The following is a 23595-nucleotide window of genomic DNA, read 5'->3' as shown; positions in this document are numbered from 1 at the left end:
CCCGGCCCCGCCGGCCGTGTCTAGCGGGACGTCGCGGCCGGCCCGGGCGAGGAGCCTGCGGCCGGCAGTTCCAGCACCAGGTCCAGCGTCTCCGGATCCCGCGCGCTGCCCTCGAGGCTGCCACCATGTGCGTCCGCGATCGCGCCGGCGATCAGCAGCCTGAAGCCCAAGGTGTCGTCGGGCGGATCGGGGTGCGGCGCCGCCAGCAGCAGTTGCGCCAGTTCGTCCGAGGCCCCGGCGCAGCGCAGTGCGCAGGTCATGCGCAGGCCGCCGCCTGCCGCTTCGATCCGGGCGGACACGGGCGTCGATTGTCCGCGCGTGAGCTGCATGCCGAGCAACAGCTGGAACAACTGCGCAAGCCGCAACACGTCGCCCTGCACCTGCAGACCATGCGCCGCGGGATCCAGCGCGACCTGGGGCGGGCAGTCCTGCGCGCCGCCGCCCAGGTCGGCGAGCAGGGCCGCGATGTCGACCGTCTCGCGATGCGCGACCAGGCGGCCGGTTTCTGCCCGGCCGAAATCGCTGAACTCGCCGATCATCCCGCTGAGGCGCTCGATCTGGCGGTCGAGCACGGCGAGCAGTTCGTCGCGCTGGCTGTCGCTGATGGCGGGCTCGCGGAGCAGGTAGACCGCTGTCTGCATCGGCGCCAGCGGCCCGCGCAGGTCGTGCGCGACACGGTCGACCCAGGCCTTGCCCAGCGGCGTGCTCACGGCGCGGCGTTCCGTCCGCCCGCAGCGGCGCACAGGCGCCGGATCGCCTCCAGCTGCGGTGGCTTGACCAGGTGTTCGTCGAAGCCCGCCTCGCGGGTACGGTTGCGGTCCTCCGCATGGCCCCAGCCGGTGACTGCCACGATCGACAGGGCGTCCTGCCCGCGGCGGGCCCGCAGGGCACGCGCGATGTCGTAGCCGCTGCGTCCGGGCATTCCCACGTCCAGGAGCACCAGGTGGGGCGAGAAGCGCTCGACCTCGGCCTCCACCCCCGCGGGGTCGTACAGCTGCACGACCTCGTGACCGAGCGTACGCACCATCAGCGCCAGCGTGTCGGCGGCATCGCGGTTGTCGTCGACCACCAGCACGCGGCTGGGACCGGTGCCGCCAGCGGCCGGCTCCGCGTCCGCCGGCACCGGGCTGGCCACGGCCGTCCCGGACGCGGGATGGCGCGGCAGGCGCACGCGGAAGGTGCAGCCGCGGCCCAGTCCGGCGCTTTCCACCTCGACCCGGCCGTCGTGCATCGCCGTGATCTTCTGGACCAGGGTCAGCCCGATGCCGAGCCCGCCCTGCGCGCGTTCGACGGTGGTGTCGACCTGGCGGAACATCTCGAACACGTTCTCGAGCGACTCGCCGGCCAGGCCGATGCCGTTGTCGTGCACGCTCACCACCACCTCGTCGTTGGGCTCGTCCAGCGCGGCCTCCAGTTCGATATGGCTGCCGGGGTCGGAGTATTTGGCGGCATTGTTGAGCAGGTTGGCGAACACCTGGGCCAAGCGCGCCTGGTCTGCGTAGAGGACGATGTCGGCGGGATCGAGTTTGAGCACGAAGGTATGGCCACCGCCGTCGAGCCATGGCCGGGCGATCTCTACGGCCGCATCCAGCACGCCGGCCAGGGACGCCTCGCAGGGGCGCAGCGTGAGCTTGCCCTGGCTGATGCGGGCGATGTCGAGCAGGTCGTCGATCATCCGCACCAGCAGCGCCAGCTGGCGCTCCATGGTGTCCTGCAGCGGGTCCTCGGCCGCCGACTGCAGGCGGCGGATGCTGAGCGCGTTCTGCAGCGGTGCCAGCGGGTTGCGCAGTTCATGCGCCAGGGTCGCCAGGAAGACGTTCTTGCGCTGATCCACCCCGCGCAGCCGTTCCTCGGCGCGCGCGCGTTCGGCCACCTCGGTCTGGAGTTCGGCATTGCGGCTGGCCAGTGCCTCGTTGGCCAGCCGCAGCGATTCGTTCAGCGCCTCGAGCTCACGTGCCTTTTCGCGCTGCAGTTCCTGGTTGCGGGCGGCCAGGCTGGCGTTGAGCAGCTGCAGTTCGCGCCGCTTGCGGTACAGCTCCACCAGCACTTCGACCTTGCTTCGCAGGATCTCCGGGATCACCGGCACCATCACGAAGTCCACGGCCCCCAGCTTGTAGCCCTGCAGGCGGTCCATGTCCGAGAGGTTGACCGCGGTGACGAAGATGATCGGCGTGTTCTCGTAGCGCGGGTGTCCGTGGATCAGGCTCGCGGTCTCGAAGCCGTCCATCCCCGGCATGTTCACATCGAGCAGAACCAGGGCGTAGTCGTCCTCCATCAGGCGCTTGAGCGCCTCGTGTCCGGAGCGCGCCTGCACCAGGCATTCGCCCAGCGGCTCGAGGATGGCCTGGTAGGTGAGCAGGCGTGCGGGCTGGTCGTCGACCAGCAGGATCCGCGCCGGCCCGGCGACCAGGGCCGAGGCGCTGTCCTCCGCAGGCGCGATGCGCGCGTCCATCACCGGTGCAGCCATTGGCGCAGCACCCCCAGCAGTTCGTCGGTCACCACCGGCTTGGCCAGGTAGTCCGAGGCGCCGGCTTCCAGGCATTTCTCGCGGTCGCCCTTCATCGCCTTGGCGGTGACCGCGATGATCGGCAGGGCGCGCGAGGCGGGCAGCCTGCGGATGGCGCGCATGGTTTCGTAGCCGTCCATCCCGGGCATCATGATGTCCATCAACACCGCCGCGATCGCATCGTCGCCGGCGACCTTCTCGATCGCCTCCTGGCCGGTGCCGGCGGCCACCACCTGCATGCCGTGGCGTTCCAGCACGCTGGACATGGCGAAGATGTTGCGGACGTCGTCGTCGACCACCAGCACGCGCTTGTCGGCCAGCGCATGGTCCGAGGCGTGCAGGCGCTCGACCATGCGCCGCTGCGCGGGCCGCAGGTCCGCGATCACGCGATGCAGGAACAGCGCGGTCTCGTCGAGCAGCCGCTCCGGCGACTCGACGTCCTTGATGACCACGCTCTTGGCCGTCTGCCGCAGCAGCTGCGCTTCCTCGGCGCTGAGCTCCTTGCCGGTGAACACCACGATCGGCAGTTCGTGCAGCGAGGGTTGCTGCTGGATGCGGTCGAGCAACTCGAAGCCGCTCATGTCGGGCAGGCGCAGGTCGATCACCGCGCAGTCGTAGCTGCCCGAGGCCAGCGCCTCTAGCGCGGCGGCACCGCTGCCGACGGTGTCGATGGCCACGTCGTCGTGCGCGATGAGCTGCTCGATGCCGAGGCACTCGTGGGCGTCGTCCTCCACCACCAGCAGGCGCTTGACCCGCGGCATCGCATAGTCGCGGATCCGCTGCAGCGAGGCACCGATCGCTGCGCTGGTGGAGGGTTTGGCCAAGAAGGCGAAGGCGCCGCGCTCCAGGCTCTGGTGGCGGCCTTCCTCCACCGTGAGGATCTGCACCGGAATATGGCGCGTGCCAGGATCCTGCTTCAGCCGCGCCAGCAGCGTCCAGCCGAGCATGTCCGGCAGGAAGATGTCGAGGCAGATCGCGGTAGGCGCGCAGGCATGGACCAGCTGCAGCGCCTCGCCGCCGGTGGTCGCCACCAGCACCCGGAAGCCCTGCGCCCGGGCAAGGTCGCGCAGCACGCCGGCGAAGCGGACGTCGTCCTCCACCAGCAGCAGTACCGGTGCGTCGCCCGGAAGCAGGTCGCGGTCGTCGTTCACCGGACCAGGGTCGGTGCGCGAGGGCTCGGGTGCGGCATGGCCGCCATACGGCGCGCTCCAGGCGCGCCTCGCGCCGGCCTGGTCGCTGCCGGCGTGGTGCAGCGGCAGGTACAGGGTGAAGGTGCTGCCGGCGCCGGGTTCGCTGCGCAACTGCAGTTCGCCGCCGAGCAGGCCGGCGATCTCGCGGCTGATCGCCAGCCCCAGGCCGGTGCCGCCGTACTGGCGCGACGTGCCGGCGTCGGCCTGCTGGAACGCCTCGAACACGATCTTCTGCTTGTCCTGGGAAATGCCGATGCCGCTGTCGCTCACCTCGAACGCCACCACCGCGCCGGCGTCGCGCAGGCTGGCGTTGTCGGGAGACCAGCCGGAGGCGGCGTTGTAGGCGCGCATGCGCACGCTGCCCTGCGGGGTGAACTTGAACGCATTGGAGAGCAGGTTCTTGAGGATCTGCTGCAGCCGCTTGGGGTCGGTGCTGAGCGCCGGCTCCAGCGCGGGATCGAGATCGATGGTGAATTCCAGCTCGCGCCGCTCGGCCTCGTGGCGGAACGCGCGCATCAGGTTCTCGCGCAGGTGGGCGAAGCCGACCGGCTCCACCTCGACCGTCACCGTGCCAGATTCGATCTTGGACAGGTCGAGGATGTCGCTGATCAGGTTGAGCAGGTCGGTGCCTGCGGCGTGGATGGTCTTGGCGAACTCGACCTGGCGCCCGCTGAGGTTGGCATCGGGATTCTCGGCCAGCTGCTGGCCCAGGATCAGGATCGAGTTCAGCGGCGTGCGCAGCTCGTGCGACATGTTGGCCAGGAACTCGGACTTGTAGCGCGAGGTCAGCGCCAGTTCCGCCGCCTTCTCCTCCAGCTCGTGCCGCGCGTGCTCGATCTGCCGGTTCTTCTGCTCGACTTCGGCCTTCTGTTCGGCCAGCAGCTGGGCCTTCAGCGCGATCTCCTCGTTGGTCTGCTGCAGCTCGTCCTGCTGCGACTGCAGCTCCACCGCCAGCTGCTGCGACTGCGCCAGCAGCCGCTCGGTTCGCATGGTCGATTCGATGGTGTTGAGCACGATGCCGATGCTGCCCGACAGCTGCTCCAGGAAGACGCGCTGCGACTGGGTGAAGCCCGACAGCGACGCGAGTTCCAGCACCGCCTTGACCTGCTTTTCGAACAGCACCGGAAGCACGATCACCGCGCGCGGCACCGCGCTGAGCAGCCCCGACTGGATCTGCACCGATCCGGCGGGGACATCGTCGACCAGGATCAGCCGGCCCTCCGCCGCGCACTGGCCGACCAGGCCTTCGCCGAAGGCGAGGGTGCCGGGCTGGGGTGCGCCGGGCGCGTCGGCATAGCGCGCCAGCTGCCGCAGCCGCGCGCGCGGGCTGGCGTCGTCGGCCTCCACCACGTAGATCAGCCCCTGCTGGGCACCGACCAGCGGCGCCAGCTCCGACAGCAGCATCTGCCCCAGGGTGAGCAGGTCGCGCTGGCCCTGCATCATGCCGCTGAACTTGGCTAGGTTGGTTTTCAGCCAGTCCTGCTCGCTGTTGCTTTCGGTGGTTGCGCGCAGGGTGCCGATCATCAGGTTCATGTTGTCCTTGAGATCGGCGAGTTCGCCGCGGACATCGACCGTGATCGAACGGGTGAGGTCGCCCTGGGTCACCGCGGTTGCGACCTCGGCGATCGCACGCACCTGGGTGGTGAGGTTGGCGGCGAGCTGGTTGACGTTGGCGGTGAGGTCCTTCCAGATGCCGGCCGTGCCCGGCACCTTGGCCTGTCCGCCGAGCCGGCCCTCCACGCCCACTTCGCGCGCCACGGTCGTCACCTGGTCGGCGAAGATCGCCAGGGTGTCGGTCATGCCGTTGATGGTGTCGGCGAGCTCGGCGATCTCGCCCTTGGCCTCCACCGTCAGCTTCTGCTGCAGGTCGCCCGTGGCCACCGCGGTCACCACCTTGGCGATGCCTCGCACCTGGGCGGTGAGGTTGGTGGCCATGGAGTTGACGTTGTCGGTCAGGTCCTTCCAGGTGCCGGCGACGCCGGGCACCTGCGCCTGTCCGCCGAGCTTGCCCTCGGTGCCGACCTCGCGCGCCACGCGGGTCACTTCCGCGGCGAAGCCGTTGAGCTGGTCCACCATCGTGTTGAGGGTGTCCTTCAGCTGCGCGATCTCGCCCTGCGCATCCACCGCGATCTTGCGCGACAGGTCGCCGCGCGCCACCGATGTCGCCACCTCGGCGATGTTGCGCACCTGGGTGGTGAGGTTGGTGGCCATGGAGTTGACGTTGTCGGTCAGGTCCTTCCAGGTGCCGGCGACGCCGGGCACCTGGGCCTGTCCGCCGAGCTTGCCCTCGGTGCCGACTTCGCGCGCCACGCGGGTCACTTCCGCGGCGAAGCCGTTGAGCTGGTCCACCATGGTGTTGATGGTGTTCTTCAGCTGCAGGATCTCGCCCTGCGCATCGACCGCGATCTTGCGCGAGAGGTCGCCCCTGGCCACCGCGGTGGTGACTTCGGCGATGTTGCGCACCTGGGTGGTGAGGTTGGACGCCATCGAGTTGACGTTGTCGGTCAGGTCCTTCCAGGTGCCGGCCACGCCGGGCACCTGGGCCTGTCCGCCGAGTTCGCCCTCGGTCCCGACCTCGCGCGCCACGCGGGTCACCTCCGCGGCGAAGCCGTTGAGCTGGTCCACCATCGTGTTGATGGTGTCCTTGAGCTGCAGGATCTCGCCCTGCGCGTCCACCGCGATCTTGCGCGACAGGTCGCCCCTGGCCACCGCGGTGGTGACTTCGGCGATGTTGCGCACCTGGCTGGTGAGGTTGGAGGCCATGGCGTTGACCGAGTCGGTCAGGTCGGCCCAGGTGCCGTCGACGCCGGGCACCTGGGCCTGTCCTCCGAGCTTGCCCTCGGTGCCGACCTCGCGCGCCACGCGGGTGACCTCGGCGGCGAAGCTGTTGAGCTGGTCCACCATCACGTTGATGGTGTCCTTGAGTTCGGCGATCTCGCCGCGCACGTCCACCGTGATCTTGCGCGACAGGTCGCCGCGCGCCACCGCGGTGGTGACCTCGGCGATGTTGCGCACCTGGCTGGTGAGGTTGGAGGCCATCGAGTTGACGTGGTCGGTCAGGTCCTTCCATGTGCCGGCGACGTCGGGCACCTGCGCCTGTCCTCCGAGCTTGCCTTCGGTACCCACTTCGCGCGCCACGCGCGTGACTTCCGCGGCGAAGCCGTTGAGCTGGTCGACCATCGTGTTGATGGTGTCCTTGAGCTCGGCGATCTCGCCGCGCACGTCCACGGTGATCTTGCGCGACAGGTCGCCGCGCGCCACCGCCGTGGTGACCTCGGCGATGTTGCGCACCTGGCTGGTGAGATTGGACGCCATGGCGTTGACCGAGTCGGTCAGGTCCTTCCAGGTGCCGGCGACGCCGGGTACGATCGCCTGTCCGCCGAGCTTGCCCTCGGTGCCGACCTCGCGCGCCACGCGCGTGACTTCCGATGCGAAACCGCGAAGCTGATCGACCATCGTGTTGATGGCCTCCTTGAGCTGCAGGATCTCGCCGCGCACGTCCACGGTGATCTTGCGCGACAGGTCGCCGTTGGCGACCGCGATGGTGACCTCGGAGATGTTGCGCACCTGGGCGGTGAGATTGGACGCCATCTGGTTGACCGAGTCGGTCAGCTCCTTCCACACGCCCGAGACGCCGGCCACCTGGGCCTGGCCGCCCAGGCGTCCGCCGGTGCCCACCTCGAGCGCCACGCGCGTGACTTCCGAGCTGAACTCGCCCATCTGCTCGATCATGCGGTTGACGATCGTGGCCGAGCGCAGGAACTCGCCCTGCAGCGGACGCCCGTCGGCTTCCAGCGGCACGCTGCGGGTGAGATCGCCCTTGGCCACGCCGGCGATGGCCTCGGTGATCGTGGCGACAGGCCGGACGAGGTCGTCGACCAGATCGTTGACCGAGCCTTCCATGCCGCCCCAGCTGCCGTGGCGGTTGGGCAGGGAGATGCGTTGCCGGGTGAGGCCCTCGCGCCCGACCTTTTCGCCGACGCGGGTCAGTTCCAGCGCCAGTTCGCGGTTGCTGCGCACCACGGTGTTGAACGCGTCCGCGAGTCGACCTTCCAGGCCTTCCCAGTGGCCGGGAAGCTCCACCATGAAGTCGCCCTGTGCGACTGCCTGGAGCGCGGACAGCATCATGCGCATCGCCTCGTCGGACCGGCCTGGCGCCGGCTCGGCGGGCGCGACATCCACCGCCTGCATCGTCTGCGTCACCATCCTGCCTTCCCCTGGAGTGGATCGCCCGTCCAACCGGCGACGATACGCCGCGCCTCGCTGGTAGCGCTCACGCCGTCATCACGGTCAGCAGCGCGGTCCTGCGGCCCAGAAGGCGCTTGGGCGCGGTCGCTTGCGCGACGTGGGCCACCGCCGGACACGGTGCTCCGGCGAGGTGGGTCGGCTTCACAGGCGCGCATGGCAGCAGTCAACCGTCAGCCGCCTGCATCGCACGCCGCGCCTGGTGCATGGACGACTCTCAACAGGGGCGGCGCGGTGCCGGGACTTCAGGACGCGGCTACCGGCGCGGCCGCTGCCGACCAAAGCGATCGCCCGCGGAGACGCTGCAGTCAGGGATGCCTGCAGCCGCCAGATGCCTGGAAGGCACGGGAACGGGGTCTGGGAGCGATGGCGACAGGGCCAACGTGGCCGCCGCAGGGTTCAATCGACCGTGCTGGCCAGCAGCCGTTTCGCGGCCGCGCGCGCTTCCTTCGACACTTCCACGCCGCCCAGCATCCGCGCCAGTTCTTCCTGGCGCTCGCGGGCGTCGAGGGCACGTACCGCCGAGCGGGTCTGTCCGTCCCGGTCGGCCTTGCTCACCAGGTAGTGTGCATGGCCCTGCGCGGCCACCTGCGGCAGGTGGGTCACGCACAGCACCTGGCAGCGGGCCCCCAGGGCACGCAGTTTCTGGCCGACGATCTCGGCCACGGCGCCGCCGATGCCCGAATCGACCTCGTCGAACACCATCGTCGGCACCGTGTCCGACCCCAGCGCCGCGACCTCGATCGCCAGCGACACCCGCGACAGCTCGCCGCCCGAGGCCACCCGGCGCAGCGGCCGGGGCGGCTGTCCTGCATTGGCGGACACCAGGAACTCCACGCGCTCGCCGCCCTGGGGATCGGGGCGGCCGGCGTCGATCGGCTCGAGCGCCACCTCGAACACGCCCCCGCCCATGCCCAGTTCGGCGATCAGCGCGGTGGTGGCGTCCGACAGCCGCGCCGCGGCCTGCGACCGGGCCCGGCCGAGGGCATCGGCCGATTCGCGCCAGCGCGCGGCGGCGCGGTCGATCTCGCCCGCCAGCGAGTCCAGCCGGGTGCCGGCATCGCGCAGCGATTCGAGTTCGGCGGCGAAGCCGGCCTGGCGGTCCGCCAGTTCTCCCGGTGCGACGCGATGCTTGCGCGAGAGTTCGTGCAGGCGCGCAAGGCTGGCGTCGAGCGCCTCGAACTGGGCCGGGTCGACCTCCAGTTCCTCGCGCACCCGCTGCAGCAGCAGGGTGGCCTCTTCCAGCTGGATCGCGGCCGAGTCCAGCATCGCGTCGACTTCGCCCAGGCGCGGCTCGTGCGCCAGTTCGCGCGACAGTCCGCTGCGCAACTGCTGCAGGCGGCGCACCAGCGAGGGGCCGTCGTCGCCGGCCAGGCCGTCGAGCGCCTCATCGCAGGCTCCGATCAGGCCGGCCGCATGCGCCTGGCGGCGGTGGCCGGACACCAGGGCATCGATCGCTTCCGGGCGCAGGTCCTCGCGTTCGAGTTCGGCGAGCTGATGGGTCAGCCAGTCGATCCGCTCGGAGACGTCGCCGGTCCTGGACAGCGCGTCGCGCTCGCGCAGCAGCGCAGTCCAGGCCGCAGCGGCCTCGCGCACCGCGGCCAGTTCCGCGTCGTGGCGGCCGAAGGCGTCGAGCAGGGCGAGCTGGCTGGCCTTCTCCAGCAGCGCTTGGTGCTCGTGCTGGCCGTGGATCTCGACCAGCAGCCCCGCCAGCTGGGACAGCTGGGCCAGGGTGGCCGGCCGGCCGTTGATCCAGGCCCGCGACCCGCCGTCCGCGCGCAGGGTGCGACGCAGGGTGCAGGCGCTGCCGTCATCGAATTCCTGCTCGCGCAGCCAGGCCAGTGCCGCCGGGACCGCGGCCGGGTCGAACTCGGCATGCAGTTCGGCCCGCTGGGCGCCATGGCGGACCATGCCGGCGTCGGCCCGCAGGCCCGACAGGAAGCCCAGCGCATCGACCAGCAGCGACTTGCCGGCGCCGGTTTCGCCGGAAATCACGGTCATGCCCGGACCGAACTCGAGTTCGGATTCGGGGACGACGGCGAAGTCGCGAAGGGTCAGGCGCTTGAGCATGGCCGGGCATTGTAGTGCGCGCGGTCGCAACAACCGAGACGGTCACGGCCCGGATCATGAGGGCAGGGCGGTGGGCGGGCGAGCCGGCTGGCCGGCAGGGGAGGGGCCGGCATCGCGTAGGGCCGGGCGCCGGCGGGGTCGGCCGTCTGTAGCGGGCCCGGCCCGTGCGGCTTGCGGGCCACCGGTCCGGGCGATCTAATCAGCCGATGGCCGCCTCCCCGCCCGGCAGCAATCTCGACCCGCGTGCGCGGCAGCTGCTGCGCACCCTGATCGCGCGCCACATCCACGATGGCGAGCCGGTCGGTTCGCAGACGCTGGCGCGGCATTCGGGTCTGGACGTGAGCGCGGCGACCATCCGCAACATCCTGGCCGATCTGGAGGAGCAGGGGCTGCTGGCCGCGCCGCACACCTCGTCAGGGCGCGTCCCCACGGCGCAGGGCTATCGCGTGTTCGTCGACTCGCTGCTGCAGGTACAGCCGCTGTCGGGCGGCGAGCTGTCGCGCCTGCGCGGCGAGCTGGCCGCGGGCGGCGGCACCCAGTCGCTGCTGGGCAGCGCCTCGGAGCTGGTCTCGGCGATGACCCATTTCGTCGGCGTGGTGTCGGTGCCGCGCCGCGAGCAGTTCGCCTTCCGCCACATCGATTTCGTGCCGCTGGACGCGCAGCGGGTGATGGCGATCCTGGTGTTCGCCGACCACGACGTGCAGAACCGCATCATCCAGACCCGCCGCCCCTTCGAGGGCGCGGAACTGGAGCGGGTGGCGAACTATCTCAACGCCAACTTCGCTGGGCGCCCGGTGGCCGACATCCGCGCCACCCTGGTGCGCGACCTGCAGGCCGCCCGCGACGAGATGGAGGCGCTGCTCACCCATACCGTGGAGCTGGCCGAGCAGGCACTGGCGCCGGCCGACAGCGACGACATGCTGCTGGCCGGCCAGACGCGCCTGATCGGGGTGCAGGACCTGTCGGACCTGGACCGCCTGCGCGAACTGTTCGAGGCCTTCGCACGCAAACGCGAGATCCTGCAACTGCTGGAGCGCACCATCCGCGCTCCCGGGGTGCGGATTTTCATCGGCGAAGAGACCGGGCTGGCCCCGCTGGAGGGCGTCTCGCTGGTGACTGCGCCCTACGCGGCCGGCGGCAAGGTGCTGGGGGTGCTGGGCGTGATCGGGCCGACCCGGATGGCCTACGACCGGGTCATTCCCGTGGTCCAGGCGACGGCGGACCTGCTGGGCGCCGCCTTGAATCCGGACCTGCCGACCCCATAGCTCCGGGGCCGGCGGCCAGCGACCGCCTCCAACCAATCCAGGACATGACGACGGAACCGATGCAGGAGGCCGCGCCCGCGGCCGAAGAGACGAATACCGAGGACCGCATCCAGGCGCTCGAGGCCGAGCTCGAGCAGTTGCGCGCGCAGTCGCTGGTCGACCGCGCCGACATGGAAAACCAGCGCAAGCGCCTGGAGCGCGACGTGCGCAACGCCTGCCGCTTCGCCAACAAGCAACTGCTGGGCGACCTGCTGCCGGTCTTCGACAGCCTCGAGGCCGCGCTCAACACCGCCCCAGCCGAAGACCCGCTGCGCGATGGCGTGGTGCTGACCCTGCGCGAGCTGACCCGGGTGTGCGGCAACAACGGCCTGATCGAAGTGGCGCCCGCGCCGGGCGAGGCCTTCGACCCGGAGCAGCACAACGCCATGAGCGCGGTGGAGACCACCGACGTCGCGCCGGGCACGGTGTTCCAGGTGTTCCAGAAGGGCTACCTGCTCAACGAACAGCTGCTGCGCCCGGCCCTGGTGTCCGTCGCCAAGCACGACTGACGCTGAAAACCCGCCCCGCGGCGCTTGAAGCGCCCGCGAGGCAGCCCCAGATACGCACCATCGGCGGCCTGCCGCCACCAGACAAGATTCCAGAGGGAACCCCATCATGGCAAAGATCATCGGTATCGACCTGGGCACGACCAACTCGTGCGTGGCGATCATGGACGGCGGCAAGGCCAAGGTCATCGAGAACAGCGAAGGCGACCGCACCACCCCGTCGGTGGTGGCCTACACCAAGGACGGCGAAGTCCTGGTCGGCGCCTCGGCCAAGCGCCAGGCCGTCACCAACCCCAAGAACACCTTCTATGCCGTCAAGCGCCTGATCGGCCGCAAGTTCACCGATGCCGAGGTCAAGAAGGACCTCGACCTGGTGCCCTATGCCATCGTCGCGCACGACAACGGCGATGCCTGGGTGCAGACCAGCGACGGCAAGAAGCTGTCCGCGCAGGAAGTCTCCGCGCGCATCCTGGAAAAGATGAAGAAGACCGCCGAGGACTACCTGGGCGAGAAGGTCACCGAGGCCGTGATCACCGTGCCGGCCTACTTCAACGACAGCCAGCGCCAGGCGACCAAGGACGCCGGCCGCATCGCCGGCCTGGACGTCAAGCGCATCATCAACGAGCCGACCGCGGCCGCCCTGGCCTATGGCCTGGACAAGGGCGGCGGCGACCGCAAGATCGCGGTGTACGACCTCGGCGGCGGCACCTTCGACATGTCGATCATCGAGATCGCCGAAGTCGACGGCGAGAAGCAGTTCGAGGTGCTGGCCACCAACGGCGACACCTTCCTCGGCGGCGAGGACTTCGACAAGCGCGTCATCGACTACCTGGTGGAAGAGTTCCAGAAGGACCAGGGGATCGACCTGCGCAAGGATCCGCTTGCCCTGCAGCGCCTGAAGGACGCGGCCGAACGCGCCAAGATCGAGCTGTCCTCGGCGCAGCAGACCGAGGTGAACCTGCCCTACGTCACCGCCGACGCCTCGGGCCCGAAGCACCTGAACATCAAGCTGACGCGCGCCAAGCTCGAGGCCCTGGTCGAGGACCTGGTGCGCAAGACCATCGAGCCGTGCAAGGTGGCGCTCAACGATGCCGGCCTGCGCGCGTCCGACATCAGCGAGGTGATCCTCGTCGGTGGCCAGACCCGCATGCCCAAGGTGCAGCAGGCCGTGGCCGAGTTCTTCGGCAAGGAGCCGCGCAAGGACGTCAACCCCGACGAGGCCGTGGCCATCGGCGCGGCGGTGCAGGGCGGCGTGCTGGCCGGCGACGTCAAGGACGTGCTGCTGCTCGACGTGACCCCGCTGAGCCTGGGCATCGAGACCCTGGGCGGCGTGTTCACCAAGATCATCGAGAAGAACACCACGATCCCGACCAAGGCCTCGCAGACCTTCTCCACCGCCGAGGACAACCAGTCGGCCGTGACCGTGCACGTGCTGCAGGGCGAGCGCGAGCAAGCCCGTTTCAACAAGTCGCTGGCGCGTTTCGACCTGACCGGTATCGAACCGGCGCCGCGCGGCATGCCGCAGGTGGAGGTGTCGTTCGACATCGACGCCAACGGCATCGTCCACGTCACCGCCAAGGACAAGAAGACCGGCAAGGAGCAGAAGGTCGAGATCAAGGCCGGTTCGGGCCTGTCGGACGACGAGATCCAGCGGATGGTCGCCGACGCCGAGGCGCACCGCGACGAGGACCGCAAGTTCCAGGAACTGGTCGGTGCGCGCAACCAGGCCGACGCGCTGGTGCACAGTGCGCGGACGGCGGTAAAGGACAACGGCGACAAGGTGCCGGGCGACGTGATCGGCCGGGTCGAGGCGGCAATCGCCGATGTCGAGACCGCGATGAAGGGCGACGACAAGGGCCAGATCGAAACGCGCACCAAGGCGCTGGAGGAAGCCGCCCAGGCGCTGTTCGCGGCCGCGGCGTCCGCCCAGCAACCCGGTGGCGCAGAGGCGGGTGGGCAGTCGGCGGCCGGCGACGACGTGGTCGATGCCGAGTTCACCGAGGTCAAGGACGAAAAGGGCCGGGATTCGTAATTCGGAATTCGGGATTCGAAAGAGCGGCGCTCCGGCTCCGCTCTTTTGTGTCCCGCCCCGGGTTTCCCTGCTTCTACCAATCCCCAATCCCGAATCCCCAATCCCAGCTCAATGAAACGCGATTACTACGAAGTCCTCGGCGTCGCCCGCAATGCCAGCGAGGAGGACCTGAAGAAGGCCTATCGCCGCTGCGCGATGAAGCATCACCCGGACCGCAATCCGGGAGACAAGGCCGCCGAAGCCGCGTTCAAGGAGTGCAAGGAGGCCTACGAGGTCCTGTCCGATGGCGGCAAGCGCCGCCTCTACGACCAGCACGGCCACGCTGCGTTCGAGCACGGCATGGGCGGCGGCAACGCCGGTCCGGGCTTCGGTGGCGCCGACATGGGCGACATCTTCGGCGACATCTTCGGCAACATCTTCGGTGGCGGCGGCGCCGGGCGTGGGCCGCGTCGTGGCGCCGACGTCGGCTACGTGATGGAGCTGGACCTGGAGGAAGCGGTCAGCGGCGTCGAGAAGCGTATCGAGATCCCGACCCTGGCCGAATGCGAGGATTGCGACGGCAGCGGCTCGGCCGATCGCAAGCTCGAGACCTGCGGGACCTGCCACGGCCGCGGCCAGGTGCGCTTCCAGCGCGGCATCTTCTCGATGCAGCAGCCTTGCCCGCACTGCCATGGCCGCGGCCAGACCATCGCCAATCCCTGCCAGAGTTGCCATGGCAACGGCCGCATCGAGGACGAGAAGGTGCTGTCGGTGAAGGTGCCGGCGGGCGTGGACAGCGGCGATCGCATCCGCCTGGCGGGCGAGGGCGAGGCCGGCCCGGCCGGCGCGCCGCCCGGCGATCTCTACGTCGAAGTGCGGGTGCGTGCGCACGACATCTTCGAGCGCGACGGCGACGACCTGCATTGCGAGGTGCCGATCCGCTTCTCGCAGGCGGCGCTGGGCGACAGCGTGCGCGTGCCGACCCTGGGCGGCGAGGCCGAAATCCGCATTCCGGCCGAGACCCAGACCGGCAAGGTGTTCCGCCTGCGCGACAAGGGCGTCAAGTCGGTGCGCAGCCGCGCGCCGGGCGACCTGTACTGCAAAGTCGTGGTGGAAACGCCGGTGAACCTGACCAGCGAACAGCGCGAGCTGCTGGAGCAGTTCGAAGCCACGTTCACCGGCGAGAACGCACGCCGGCATTCGCCCAAGTCCAGCACCTTCCTCGACGGGGTGCGCGGCTTCTGGGACCGCATGGTGTCCTGACCCGGCCCGGCCTTGCCGGGCCTGGTGCGCGCCGCTAGCCTGCGCGCATGACCACGACGCCCATCCGACTCCTCATCCACGGCGCCTCCGGGCGCATGGGCCAGGCCCTGCTGCGCCTGGCCGCCGACCAGCCCGCCCTGCAGGTGGTGGCGGCGGTGCAGCGGCGCATCGGCCAGCGCGTGGTGGACGGGATTCCGCACTTCGCCAGCAGCGAGCTGCAAGGCGTGCCCGCGTTCGATGTGGCCATCGATTTCAGCCTGCCCGAGGGCTTCGACCCCATGCTGGCGCTGTGCGTGGGCCGCGGTGCGGGATTCGTGTCGGGAACGACCGGGATCTCCGACCGGCAGCGTCTGGCGCTGGGCCAGGCCTCGGCGAGGATCCCGCTGCTGTGGGCGTCCAACTTCAGTCTCGGCGTGGCCGTGCTGGATGAGCTGGTCGAGCGTGCGGCCGCCGCGCTGGCGGGCTGGGACTGCGACATCGTCGAGTCGCACCACACGCAGAAGCAGGACGCGCCCTCGGGCACCGCGCTGTCGCTGGGCGAGGCCGCCGGCCGCGGTGGCGCGCAACCACGCTACGCATCGCTGCGGGCAGGCGACATCGTCGGCGAGCACCTGGTGCAGTTCACCGCCGCAGGCGAGCGGATCGAACTGGTTCACCGTGCAACCAATCGCGACATCTTCGCGCGGGGCGCGCTGCACGCGGCCATGCGGCTGCAGGGGCGCCCGCCTGGCCAGTACCGGCTGCGCGACCTGCTGTAGCGCGCGGGAAGCCGACCACTGCACCGCGCTGCTCCGACGGCGGTCGCGCGGCAAGCCGGCAATCCGTTCAGTTCCTGGCCTCGATCCTCTGGCGCCGCAGGCGGTGCCCCGGTATCATTCTCGCTCGCCTGATTCCTCACCGCCCCGGACCGGTTCGAAGCCGCTTCGGCGGTTTTTTGCAACCTCACGTAGGCGAAGCCAGTGACCCAGACTGCAATCCTCGTCCTCGAAGACGGCACCGTATTCGAGGGCGTTTCCGTGGGCGCCAACGGCCTGTCGGTCGGCGAGGTGGTGTTCAACACCGCCATGACCGGCTACCAGGAAGTGCTCACGGACCCTTCTTACGCGCGCCAGCTGGTGACGCTGACCTATCCTCATATCGGCAACACCGGCTGCACCGACCAGGACGACGAGGCCGCCTCCGTCTGGGCCGCGGGCCTGATCGTGCGCGACGTGCCGCGCCGCCCCAGCAGCTGGCGCAGCCAGGTCGCGCTGCCGCAGTGGCTGCAGCAGCGCGGCATCGTCGCCATCGCCGGGATCGACACCCGCAAGCTGACCCGCCTGCTGCGCGAGCGCGGGTCGCAGAACGGCGCGCTGATGGGCGGCGAGATCGACGTCGACAAGGCACTGGAGGCGGCGCGCAAGTTCCCCGGCCTCAAGGGCATGGACCTGGCCAAGGTGGTCAGCACCGATGCCCCCTATGCCTGGACCGACGGCTCGCTGGACCTCGACAGCGGTGAGGTCGTGAAGGCGCCGGCCCGCTACCGCGTGGTGGCCTACGACTTCGGCGTGAAGCGCAACATCCTGCGCATGCTGGCCGAGCGCGGCTGCGAGCTGACCGTGGTACCGGCGCAGACGCCTGCGGCCGAGGTACTGGCAATGCAGCCCGACGGCGTGTTCCTGTCGAACGGCCCCGGCGACCCGGAGCCTTGCGACTACGCCATCGCCGCGATCCGCGAACTGATCGCGGAGAAGACCCCGATGTTCGGAATCTGCCTGGGCCACCAGCTGCTGGCGCTCGCCGCCGGGGCCCGGACCATGAAGATGCCCAGCGGCCACCACGGCGCCAACCATCCGGTGCAGTCGCTCGGCGATGGCCGGGTGATGATCACCTCGCAGAACCACGGTTTCGCGGTCGACGAATCGAGCCTGCCGGCCAACGTGCGCGTGATCCACCGCTCGCTGTTCGACGGCACCAACCAGGGCATCGAACTGACCGATGCGCCGGCGTTCTCGTTCCAGGGCCATCCGGAAGCGAGCCCGGGTCCGCAGGACGTATCCCCGCTTTTCGACCGCTTCATCGCGTCGATGGCGAAGCAGCACGCAGAGAAGCACTGATGCCAAAGCGCAACGACCTCAAGACCATCCTCATCATCGGCGCTGGCCCGATCGTCATCGGCCAGGCCTGCGAGTTCGACTACTCCGGCGCGCAGGCGTGCAAGGCGCTGCGCGAGGAGGGCTACCGGGTGGTGCTGGTCAACAGCAACCCGGCCACGATCATGACCGACCCCGAGATGGCGGACGCGGTCTACATCGAGCCGATCAACTGGCAGACGGTCGAGAAGATCATCGCCAAGGAAAAGCCCGACGCGCTGCTGCCGACCATGGGCGGCCAGACCGCACTCAACTGCGCCCTGGACCTGGCCGACAACGGCGTGCTCGAGAAGTACGGCGTCGAGTTGATCGGAGCCAAGCGCGAGGCCATCCGCATGGCCGAGGACCGCGAGCTGTTCCGCGTGGCCATGCAGGAGATCGGCCTGGAATGCCCCAAGGCCGAGGTCGCCCGGACCTTCGAGCAGGCGGTCGAGATCCAGGCCAAGGTCGGCTATCCGACCATCATCCGTCCGTCCTTCACCCTCGGCGGCAGCGGCGGCGGCATCGCCTACAACCGCGAGGAGTTCGAGGAGATCGTCAAGCGCGGCCTGGAGCTCTCGCCGGTGGGCGAGGTGCTGGTCGAGGAGTCGGTGCTGGGCTGGAAGGAGTTCGAGATGGAAGTGGTCCGCGACACCGCGGACAACTGCATCATCGTCTGCTCGATCGAGAACCTCGATCCGATGGGCGTGCACACCGGCGACTCGATCACCGTCGCGCCGGCGCAGACGCTCACCGACAAGGAATACCAGCGCCTGCGCGATGCGTCGCTGGCGGTGCTGCGCAAGATCGGCGTGGATACCGGCGGCTCCAACGTGCAGTTCGGCATCAATGCCGAAACCGGCCGCGTGGTCGTGATCGAGATGAACCCGCGCGTGTCGCGCTCGTCTGCGCTGGCGTCGAAGGCCACGGGCTTCCCGATCGCCAAGGTCGCCGCCAAGCTCGCGGTCGGCTACACCCTGGACGAACTCAAGAACGAGATCACCGGCGGCAAGACCCCGGCCTCGTTCGAACCCTCGATCGACTACGTCGTCACCAAGATCCCGCGCTTCGCCTTCGAGAAGTTCCCGCAGGCCGACGCCCGCCTGACCACTCAGATGAAGTCGGTGGGCGAGGTGATGGCGATGGGCCGCACCTTCCAGGAATCGGTGCAGAAGGCCCTGCGCGGGCTGGAGACGGGCAAGGTGGGCTTCGACCCGACCGGGCTGGACCTGTCCGACGAGACCGATCTGGTGCGCCTGCGCCGCGAGGTCAAGGAAGCCGGTCCCGAGCGGCTGTTCTACCTGGCCGATGCATTCCGCGCCGGGCTGTCGGTGGACGAAGTGTTCTCGCTGTCCTTCGTCGATCCCTGGTTCCTCGACCAGATCGAGGACATCGTCGCGGCCGAGAAGGTGGTGGCCGCCGGGGGAATCGACGCGCTCGACGGCGCGCGCCTGCGCGCGCTCAAGCGCATGGGCTTTGCCGACGCGCGCCTGGCGCAGCTGGTCGGCACCGACGAGTCGGCGATCCGCGCGCTGCGCCGCGCCCACGGCGTCCGCCCCGTCTACAAGCGGGTGGACTCGTGCGCGGCCGAATTCGCCACCACCACCGCCTACCTGTACTCGACCTACGAGGAGGAGTGCGAGGCCGAGCCGACCGGGCGCGAGAAGATCATGATCCTCGGCGGCGGGCCCAACCGCATCGGCCAGGGCATCGAGTTCGACTACTGCTGCGTGCACGCCGCGCTCGCCCTGCGCGAGGACGGGTACGAGACCATCATGGTCAACTGCAACCCGGAAACCGTGTCGACCGACTACGACACCTCCGACCGCCTGTACTTCGAGCCGCTCACGTTCGAGGACGTGCTGGAGATCGTCGAGCTGGAGAAGCCCAAGGGCGTGATCGTGCAGTACGGCGGCCAGACCCCGCTGAAGCTGGCGCGTGCGCTGGAGGCCAACGGCGTGCCGATCATCGGTACCTCGCCCGATTCGATCGACCTGGCCGAGGACCGCGAGCGCTTCCAGAAGCTGGTCGACCAGCTCGGCCTGAAGCAGCCGCCCAACCGTACTGCCCGCAGCGCCGAGGAGGCGCAGGTGCTGGCGCGCGAGATCGGCTATCCGCTGGTGGTGCGCCCGAGCTACGTGCTCGGCGGCCGCGCGATGGAAGTGGTGCACGCCGATGCCGACCTGGCGCGCTACATGCGCGACGCGGTCAAGGTGTCCAACGATTCGCCGGTGCTGCTCGACCGCTTCCTCGACAACGCGGTGGAAGTGGATGTGGACGTGATCGCCGATCGCGACGGCAACGTGCTGATCGGCGGCGTGATGGAGCACATCGAGGAAGCCGGCGTGCATTCGGGCGACTCGTCCTGCTCGCTGCCGCCGTACTCGCTGCCGGCCGAGGTGCAGGAGCGCCTGCGCGAGCAGGTGGTGGCCCTGGCCAAGGCGCTGAACGTGGTCGGCCTGATGAACACCCAGTTCGCGGTGCAGACCGAGGACGACGGCAGCCACACCATCTTCCTGCTGGAAGTGAATCCGCGCGCCTCGCGCACGGTGCCGTTCGTGTCCAAGGCCACCGGCATGCCGCTGGCCAAGGTGGCCGCGCGCTGCATGGCCGGCATGAGCCTGGCCGAGCAGGGCGCGACGAAGGAGATCGTGCCCGACTACTACTCGGTCAAGGAAGCGATCTTCCCGTTCGCGAAGTTCCAGGGCGTCGATCCGATCCTCGGCCCGGAGATGCGCTCGACCGGCGAGGTGATGGGCGTGGGCCGCAACTTCGGCGCCGCGTTCGCCCGCGCGCAGGAGGCCGCCGGCATCAAGGCGCCGCCCGCGGGCGGCAAGGCCTTCGTGTCGGTGCGCGATCCGGACAAGAAGCGGGTGCTGCCGGTGGCCCGCGATCTGGTGAAGCGCGGCTACGCCATCGTCGCCACCGCCGGAACCGCGAAGTGGCTGCGGGAGAACGGCATCGACTGCGAGCAGGTCAACAAGGTGATCGAGGGCCGCCCGCACATCGTCGACCTGATCAAGAACGGCGAGATCGCCTACATCGTCAACACCACCGAAGGACGTCAGGCCATCGCCGACTCCTTCTCGATCCGGCGCGAGGCCTTGCAGCAACGCGTCACCTATTCCACCACCGTCGCCGGCGCGCGCGCGCTGTTGCATTCGCTGGATTTCCGCGGCAGCGGCCCGGTCTGGGCGCTGCAGGAACTGCACCAGACCCTGCGCGCGGACGCCTGAGGAGCTGATTATGCGAGCACCCATGACCATGGCCGGTGCGCAGCGTTTGCGCGCCGAACTCGATGAACTCAAGTCGGTCAAGCGGCCGGCGGTGATCGCCGCCATCGCCGAGGCGCGGTCGCACGGCGACCTGAAGGAGAACGCCGAGTACCACGCCGCCCGCGAGCAGCAGGGCTTCATCGAAGGCCGGATCCAGCAGTTGGAAAGCGAGCTGTCGCATGCCGATGTCATCGACGTGGCGCGTCTGAACGCCGGCGACAAGGTGGTGTTCGGCGCCAAGGTGACCATCGCCGACGTGGAGACCGACGAGGAAAAGCGCTACCAGATCGTGGGCGACCTCGAGGCCGACATCAAGCTCGGCCTGATCGCGATTTCGTCGCCGGTGGCGCGCGCCCTGATCGGCAAGCACGCCGGCGACAGCGTGACCATCGAGGCGCCGGCAGGATCGCGCGAGTACGAGATCGTCGACGTCAGCTACAGCGACTGAGGCCCATGGCGACGGCGACCCTGCTGCTGCCTGCCGCGCGCCGGCTGGGTGCGCCATCGGCCGGGGTCGCCGCGGCACTGGGGCGGGCCGACGCGGTCGGCGGACTCGGTGATGGCCGGCGTGCGCAGCTGCGCCGGCATGTCCGCCTCGTGCCCGACCACTGGCCGGTGGCCGCGCTGACCCGGCAGCTCGATGCCGGCGATGCGGCGGGCGCGAGCTGGCTGCGCGCCGATCCCTGCCGGATCCAGCCGGATATCAACGGCGCGCGGCTGCTCGACCACGGCGACACCCTGGGCCTGGATGCGGACGACGTCGCGCAACTGCTGCCGGCGCTCAAGCCGCTGTTCGGCGATGCCGGCATGCCGATCGATGCGCCGGTGCCGTCGCGCTGGTACCTGCGGCTGGCGCCTTCGACGCCGTTGCCCACGTTCGCCGAGCCGGACGATGCCCTGGGGGACGACGTCTTCGAACACCTGGCCGAAGGCAGTGAGGGTCGCCGCTGGCGCGTGCTGCTGACCGAGGCGCAGGTGGTGCTGCACAACCATCCCTGGAACCAGCGCCGCATGGAATCCGGCAGGCGGCCGGTGAACTCCCTCTGGTTCTGGGGCGGCGGCAGGCTGCCGGACCAGGTGCAGTCGCCACGGACGCGTTTCCACGGCGGCGACGAGCTGGCCGCTGCCCTCGCCACGCTGGCCGGCAACGCCGCGGCCCTGCCGGCGCGGTTCGAAGCGGGCGAGGGCGATGTCCTGTTCGACCTGTCCACGCTGCGCGACGGCGAAGTCCTCGAGCGCGCCTGGCTGCAGCCTGCGCTGGCCTCGCTGAGCGCGGGCAGCATCGACGCGCTGGTGCTCGACACCGCCGATGGTGCGACGTTCACCCTGCGGCGGCGGCAGCGCTGGCGGGTCTGGCGTCGACCCCGCCCGGATTTCCAGGGGTGATGGCGCCCAGGATCCGCAGGCGCGATTACCGGCTGGGCGAGGGCTGGCCCGAGGCGATGCCGCCGCTGCTGCGGCGCATCTATGCCGCGCGCGGCATCGGAGATCCTGCGCTGGCGCAGCCCAGGCTCGCGCACCTGCCGCCACCCGATGGCCTCGGCGGATTGGTCGAGGCCGTGCGCCTGCTTGCCGATGCGATCGCGCGCGAGCAGCGGATTCTGGTCGTCGGCGATTTCGACGCCGATGGCGCCACCGCCTGTGCGGTGGCGGTACGCGGCCTGCGCATGCTCGGCGCGCGCGATGTGGTGCATGCGGTGCCCAACCGCATGCTGCACGGCTACGGCCTGTCGGTCGGGCTGGTCGAAGAACTTGCTGCGCTGCGGCCCGGCCTGCTGGTAACCGTCGATCATGGCGTGGCCTGCCACGCCGGCGTGGCGGCGGCGAAGGCGCGCGGCTGGCCGGTGCTGGTCACCGACCACCACCTGCCGGGCGAGACGCTGCCGCCGGCCGACGCCATCGTCAATCCCAACCTGCGCGGCGACGCCTTCGCCTGCAAGGCGCTGGCCGGGGTGGGCGTGATCTTCTACGTGCTGCTGGCGCTGCGTGGACGGTTGCGCGACGAGGGCGCGTTCGCCGGGCGCGATCTCCCCGACCTGTCGGTGCTGCTCGATCTGGTGGCGGTCGGCACCGTGGCCGACCTGGTGCCGCTGGACGCCAGCAACCGCGCGATGGTGGCGGCCGGCCTGCGCAGGCTCCGCGCCGGGCGCGGCTGTGCAGGGCTGCAGGCGCTGATCGAAGTGTCCGGGCGGCGCGCCGAGACCCTGGCCGCCGCCGATATCGCGTTCGCGGTCGCGCCGCGGCTCAACGCCGCCGGTCGGCTGGAGGACATGTCGCTGGGCATCGAATGCCTGCTGAGCGACGATCCGCGCCAGGCGCGCGAACTGGCCGGGCGCCTGCACCAGATCAATGCCGAACGGCGCGGCGTGCAGCAACTGATGGTCGACGATGCCGAGACCGCGCTGGCCAGGATCCCGGCCGTGGGCGGCGAGCCGGCGCTGGCGGTCTGCCTGTTCGATCCGGACTGGCACGCCGGCGTGGTGGGGCTGGTGGCCTCGAAGATGAAGGAGCGCCTGCACCGGCCGGTGATCGCCTTCGCGCCGGCCGAACCGGGCAGCGACCAGCTTCGCGGTTCGGCGCGGTCGATTCCCGGCCTCCACATCCGCGACGTGCTGGCCGCGGTCGACTGCGCGCATCCCGGGCTGGTCGAGCGTTTCGGCGGTCACGCCATGGCCGCCGGCATGAGCCTGCGGCGGGAAGCGCTGGCGGCCTTCGAGCGGGCTTTCGCGGAGGCCGTTGGCCGCATGCTGGATCCGGTGCTGCTGCAGGCCGAGCTGCTCAGCGATGGCGAACTGCTGCCGGGCGAATTCGACCGCTTCCACGCCGAGGCGATCCGCGATGGCGGCCCCTGGGGACAGGGATTCGCCGAACCGCTGTTCGACGGTGTGTTCGAGGTGCTCGACTGGAAGCCCGTGGGCGACCGCCACCTCAAGCTGCGCCTGCGCGCCGAGGGCGTGCGCAGCCCGCTGGCGGCGATCCAGTTCGGCGGCCTGCCGGGGGAGGCGCCGGCCGCGCGGCAGCGCCTGGCCTATCGCCTGTCGCCCGACGACTGGCGCGGTGGCGACGCGATCCAGCTGATCGTCGAGCACCGTGCGCCGGCCTGAGGCGCCGGCA

14 protein-coding genes are annotated in these 23595 nt (G+C 70.0%); 10 read left to right on the top strand and 4 right to left on the bottom strand.

Translation table 11 applies throughout. From position 1 onward, the window contains the following. Nucleotides 1-20: 20 nt before the first annotated feature. The 4 genes from ACQYVW_RS02275 to recN form a co-directional block, all read right to left on the bottom strand. Nucleotides 21-710, bottom strand: coding sequence for a sensor histidine kinase (locus ACQYVW_RS02275; RefSeq protein WP_434945916.1), 690 nt, complete (start codon nucleotides 708-710; stop codon nucleotides 21-23). Next, on the bottom strand, nucleotides 707-2467 hold the full coding sequence (locus tag ACQYVW_RS02270; RefSeq protein ID WP_434945915.1) for a response regulator: 1761 nt from the start codon (nucleotides 2465-2467) through the stop codon (nucleotides 707-709). The genes ACQYVW_RS02275 and ACQYVW_RS02270 overlap by 4 nt, the downstream gene beginning before the upstream one ends. Continuing rightward, on the bottom strand, nucleotides 2452-7902 hold the full coding sequence (locus ACQYVW_RS02265) for a HAMP domain-containing protein (protein WP_434945914.1): 5451 nt from the start codon (nucleotides 7900-7902) through the stop codon (nucleotides 2452-2454). The genes ACQYVW_RS02270 and ACQYVW_RS02265 overlap by 16 nt, the downstream gene beginning before the upstream one ends. 438 nt (nucleotides 7903-8340) lie before the next feature. After that, the gene (gene recN / locus ACQYVW_RS02260) at nucleotides 8341-10011 is read right to left on the bottom strand and encodes a DNA repair protein RecN (protein WP_434945913.1); all 1671 of its coding nucleotides are present in this window, start codon (nucleotides 10009-10011) and stop codon (nucleotides 8341-8343) included. Nucleotides 10012-10217: 206 nt separating this feature from the next. Here recN and hrcA point away from each other — a divergent pair, with 206 nt between their 5' ends. The 10 genes from hrcA (at nucleotide 10218) to recJ (ending at nucleotide 23585) form a co-directional block, all read left to right on the top strand. After that, complete coding sequence (gene hrcA / locus ACQYVW_RS02255) at nucleotides 10218-11276, top strand: heat-inducible transcriptional repressor HrcA (protein ID WP_434945912.1); 1059 nt, start codon at nucleotides 10218-10220, stop codon at nucleotides 11274-11276. Between the two features lie 44 nt (nucleotides 11277-11320). Next, nucleotides 11321-11824 (top strand): nucleotide exchange factor GrpE, encoded by a 504-nt coding sequence (grpE, locus tag ACQYVW_RS02250; RefSeq protein ID WP_434933228.1) that lies wholly within the window; start codon nucleotides 11321-11323, stop codon nucleotides 11822-11824. Nucleotides 11825-11930: 106 nt separating this feature from the next. Beyond that, nucleotides 11931-13853: a molecular chaperone DnaK gene (gene dnaK, locus ACQYVW_RS02245; RefSeq protein WP_434933229.1), complete on the top strand. Its 1923-nt coding sequence runs from the start codon at nucleotides 11931-11933 to the stop codon at nucleotides 13851-13853. A 111-nt stretch (nucleotides 13854-13964) separates the two neighbouring features. Then, complete coding sequence (gene dnaJ / locus ACQYVW_RS02240; RefSeq protein ID WP_434933230.1) at nucleotides 13965-15095, top strand: molecular chaperone DnaJ; 1131 nt, start codon at nucleotides 13965-13967, stop codon at nucleotides 15093-15095. Nucleotides 15096-15142: 47 nt separating this feature from the next. Then, nucleotides 15143-15853 (top strand): 4-hydroxy-tetrahydrodipicolinate reductase, encoded by a 711-nt coding sequence (gene dapB / locus ACQYVW_RS02235; protein WP_434945911.1) that lies wholly within the window; start codon nucleotides 15143-15145, stop codon nucleotides 15851-15853. 201 nt (nucleotides 15854-16054) lie between these two features. Continuing rightward, nucleotides 16055-17191 carry a glutamine-hydrolyzing carbamoyl-phosphate synthase small subunit gene (gene carA / locus ACQYVW_RS02230; protein ID WP_434945910.1) on the top strand — a complete coding sequence of 379 codons (1137 nt, stop codon included), beginning with the start codon at nucleotides 16055-16057 and terminating at the stop codon, nucleotides 17189-17191. Further along, nucleotides 17191-20442, top strand: coding sequence for a carbamoyl-phosphate synthase large subunit (gene carB, locus ACQYVW_RS02225; protein ID WP_434945909.1), 3252 nt, complete (start codon nucleotides 17191-17193; stop codon nucleotides 20440-20442). Before carA ends, carB begins: the two co-directional genes overlap by 1 nt. 22 nt (nucleotides 20443-20464) lie before the next feature. Beyond that, nucleotides 20465-20929 (top strand): transcription elongation factor GreA, encoded by a 465-nt coding sequence (gene greA, locus ACQYVW_RS02220; protein ID WP_434933241.1) that lies wholly within the window; start codon nucleotides 20465-20467, stop codon nucleotides 20927-20929. Nucleotides 20930-20934: 5 nt separating this feature from the next. Next, nucleotides 20935-21867 (top strand): phosphoglycerate mutase, encoded by a 933-nt coding sequence (locus tag ACQYVW_RS02215; protein ID WP_434933234.1) that lies wholly within the window; start codon nucleotides 20935-20937, stop codon nucleotides 21865-21867. Beyond that, nucleotides 21867-23585: a single-stranded-DNA-specific exonuclease RecJ gene (recJ, locus tag ACQYVW_RS02210; RefSeq protein WP_434933235.1), complete on the top strand. Its 1719-nt coding sequence runs from the start codon at nucleotides 21867-21869 to the stop codon at nucleotides 23583-23585. The genes ACQYVW_RS02215 and recJ overlap by 1 nt, the downstream gene beginning before the upstream one ends. Nucleotides 23586-23595: the final 10 nt, after the last annotated feature.

Source organism: Luteimonas campi (genome assembly GCF_051162505.1).
Classification (GTDB): Bacteria; Pseudomonadota; Gammaproteobacteria; order Xanthomonadales; family Xanthomonadaceae; genus Luteimonas.
Note: the sequence above shows the minus strand (reverse complement) of the source record. Positions and strands in the feature narration are given on the sequence as shown.

Coding starts and splice junctions, on each gene's coding strand:
- ACQYVW_RS02270 (WP_434945915.1), bottom strand. CDS start 2,467: ATGGCTGCACCGGTGATGGACGCGCGCATCGCGCCTGCGGAGGACAGC.
- ACQYVW_RS02265 (WP_434945914.1), bottom strand. CDS start 7,902: ATGGTGACGCAGACGATGCAGGCGGTGGATGTCGCGCCCGCCGAGCCG.
- recN (WP_434945913.1), bottom strand. CDS start 10,011: ATGCTCAAGCGCCTGACCCTTCGCGACTTCGCCGTCGTCCCCGAATCC.
- hrcA (WP_434945912.1), top strand. CDS start 10,218: ATGGCCGCCTCCCCGCCCGGCAGCAATCTCGACCCGCGTGCGCGGCAG.
- grpE (WP_434933228.1), top strand. CDS start 11,321: ATGACGACGGAACCGATGCAGGAGGCCGCGCCCGCGGCCGAAGAGACG.
- dnaK (WP_434933229.1), top strand. CDS start 11,931: ATGGCAAAGATCATCGGTATCGACCTGGGCACGACCAACTCGTGCGTG.
- dnaJ (WP_434933230.1), top strand. CDS start 13,965: ATGAAACGCGATTACTACGAAGTCCTCGGCGTCGCCCGCAATGCCAGC.
- dapB (WP_434945911.1), top strand. CDS start 15,143: ATGACCACGACGCCCATCCGACTCCTCATCCACGGCGCCTCCGGGCGC.
- carB (WP_434945909.1), top strand. CDS start 17,191: ATGCCAAAGCGCAACGACCTCAAGACCATCCTCATCATCGGCGCTGGC.
- greA (WP_434933241.1), top strand. CDS start 20,465: ATGACCATGGCCGGTGCGCAGCGTTTGCGCGCCGAACTCGATGAACTC.
- ACQYVW_RS02215 (WP_434933234.1), top strand. CDS start 20,935: ATGGCGACGGCGACCCTGCTGCTGCCTGCCGCGCGCCGGCTGGGTGCG.
- recJ (WP_434933235.1), top strand. CDS start 21,867: ATGGCGCCCAGGATCCGCAGGCGCGATTACCGGCTGGGCGAGGGCTGG.